Source organism: Amycolatopsis sp. NPDC059021 (genome assembly GCF_042739895.1).
Classification (GTDB): domain Bacteria; phylum Actinomycetota; class Actinomycetes; order Mycobacteriales; family Pseudonocardiaceae; genus Amycolatopsis.
The window spans coordinates 1-2,405 of record NZ_JBHYIQ010000210.1 but is presented as its reverse complement, the minus strand read 5'-3'; the positions used below and the strand labels follow the sequence as shown (position 1 = coordinate 2,405).

Sequence of the window (2,405 nt, the reverse complement as noted above, 5' to 3'; positions counted from 1 at the left end):
ACCTTGAGGGACTTGAGTTCCCTCAAGGTGGCCTTCAGAGACTTCGGACCGTCAGTTCTGGAGGGCGAAGGTGACGCCGGGAGCGCTCGGTGCCTCGGGACGGGGCAGCGCGCGGTCGGTGACCGGGAGGTCGCCTTCGAGCGCGGCGAGGACCGCGTCACGGGTCATCGGGAGGATTTCGGCGACCGTGACGTCCTGTCCCAGCTCGGCCGACAGCGACGTCACCCCGGCGTCGCGGATCCCACACGGGACGATGGTGTCGAACGCGCCCAGGTCGGCGTTGCAGTTCAGCTCGAACCCGTGCATCGTCACCCCGCGCTGCACGCGGATGCCGATCGCGGCGATTTTGCGCTCGATGCCCTTGTCGTCGGCGGGAATCCAGACGCCGCTGCGGCCCTCGACGCGGCCGCTGCGCACGCCGAGCCGGTCGCACACCGAGATGAGCGCTTCCTCCAGCCGCCGCACGTAGTGCACGACGTCGATCGGGTCGGCGAGCTTCACGATCGGGTAACCGACCAGCTGGCCCGGCCCGTGCCAGGTGATCTTGCCGCCGCGGTCGACGTCGATCACCGGGGTGCCGTCCTGCGGCCGGTCCTCGGGCTCGGTGCGCTTGCCCGCGGTGTAGACCGACGGGTGTTCGAGCAGCAGCATCGTGTCCGGGCCGGTGCCGTCGGCGCGGGCGGTGAGGTACTCGCGCTGCAGCTCCCACGCCTCGGTGTAGTCGATAGTGCCGAGCTCGCGGACGTCCACGGGTTCGGTGCTGGCGCGGCAGGAATCGCTGGAAGAACTCACCCAGCGAGATTACGCCCGCCCGGCGGCGCGGGCAGCAGCCCGGCGGCGGCCGCTGTGACCAGGCCGACACCGAGCACCGCGAGCACGGCGCCGACGGTGTCGGTGACCCAGTGGACGCCGAGTACGACCCGGCAGGCCGCGCCCAGCACGGTGGCGGCGACGGCCACCGCCACGGCCCAGCGCACCAGCCGCGGCACCAGCCAGACACAGAGCAGGACGGCGACGAACGCCGTGCTCGCGACGGAAACGACGTGCCCGCTCGGATAGCTCGTCTCGGGGTACACGCGCGGCCGCTGCCGGTCGAACAGCGGCTTGCCCAGGACGCTGGTGAGACGGCACACCACCAGCACCACGCCGAGCCGCAGAGAGAGCTTCGCGCGTTCTCGCCACCGCAGCGCGACGGCGATCAGCACGACGCCGAGCAGGTACGGCAGGACTGGGCCGAGGACGTTCGTCACCACGCCCGCGACGTGCCCGAGCGGCCGGGAATCCTCACCCCGCAAGGAGTTCGCGACGGCGGCGTCGAGCGCGGGCGGCTGACGCGCGACCAGGACGCCGAGGGCGAGGAAAGCGGCGAACAGCGCCAGGCCGGCCACCACCCAGCGCACCCGGGGCATGGTCATGTCGCGGCGGCCAGCGCGCTCCCGACGTCGCGATGGCGGAACTCGTAACCGGATTCCTCCAGCGCCCGGGGCAGCGCGCGCTGGCCGAACAGGGCCATTTCCTCCGCGGCCTGGCCGAGCGCGATCCGCATCGCGAAGGCGGGCACCTGCCACGGCGCCGGACGATGCACGGCACGGCCTAGCGCACGCGTGAACTCGGTGTTGGTCACCGGCGCCGGTCCGGTCAGATTCACCGGGCCCGCAAGGGTTTCGTGCTCCAGCGCGTACACGAGCGCGCCGATCTCGTCGTCGAGGGCGATCCAGGGCTGGTACTGGCGCCCGTCACCGAGCCTGCCGCCCAGCCCCAGCCGGAACAGCGGCCGCAGCACGGTGAGCAGCCCGCCCCGGGGAGCGAGGACCAGCCCCGTGCGCGCCAGCACGACGCGGGCGCCGCCGTCGCGCGCCGAGGTCGTCGCGGCCTCCCACGCGGTGCAGAGTTCGGCCAGGAAGCCTTGTCCCGCCGGGGTTTTCTCGTCCACAACGGACTGTCCGGTGTTGCCGTAGAACCCGACGGCGGACGCGTTCACGAGCACGCCGACGCGATGTTCGGCGACAGCGTCGGCGAGGACCTCGGTGGGTTCGACCCTGCTGTCGAGCAGGAGCTGCTTGCGCATCCCGCTCCAGCGGCCCGGCAGCAGCGGGGCGCCGCAGAGGTTGACGACCGCGTCGACGCCGTCGAAGGTGCCGGGCGAGATCTCCCCGGCCGGGGGATTCCAGCGCCGCTCGTCCGGACGGCGCGGCTCGCGCCGCACCAGCCGGCGGACGTCGTGACCGCGCTCGGAGAGCCGCGCGGTCAACGCCGAGCCGATCAGCCCGCTGGAGCCCGCGATCAGTACGCGCATATGCCGATCGTGTCCTATCGGGACCGGGGGCGCACATCCGGCCCCGGAAAGCCGTGAAGGCCTCCTTCACAGCGGTGAGCGCTGTGAAGGAGGCCTTCACGGCATGTGA

Annotated in this window: 3 protein-coding genes; all 3 read right to left on the bottom strand. The window is 72.2% G+C overall.

The genetic code is table 11. The features are described from left to right. Positions 1–51 precede the first annotated feature (51 nt). From lipB to ACFWX1_RS48010, 3 genes are read right to left on the bottom strand one after another with little or no spacing between them, the layout of a single operon-like run. Positions 52–792, bottom strand: coding sequence for a lipoyl(octanoyl) transferase LipB (gene lipB, locus ACFWX1_RS48020; protein ID WP_378396619.1), 741 nt, complete (start codon positions 790–792; stop codon positions 52–54). After that, positions 789–1,415 (bottom strand): phosphatase PAP2 family protein, encoded by a 627-nt coding sequence (locus ACFWX1_RS48015; RefSeq protein WP_378396618.1) that lies wholly within the window; start codon positions 1,413–1,415, stop codon positions 789–791. The genes lipB and ACFWX1_RS48015 overlap by 4 nt, the downstream gene beginning before the upstream one ends. Further along, positions 1,412–2,296: a TIGR01777 family oxidoreductase gene (locus tag ACFWX1_RS48010; protein WP_378396617.1), complete on the bottom strand. Its 885-nt coding sequence runs from the start codon at positions 2,294–2,296 to the stop codon at positions 1,412–1,414. Before ACFWX1_RS48010 ends, ACFWX1_RS48015 begins: the two co-directional genes overlap by 4 nt. Positions 2,297–2,405: the final 109 nt, after the last annotated feature.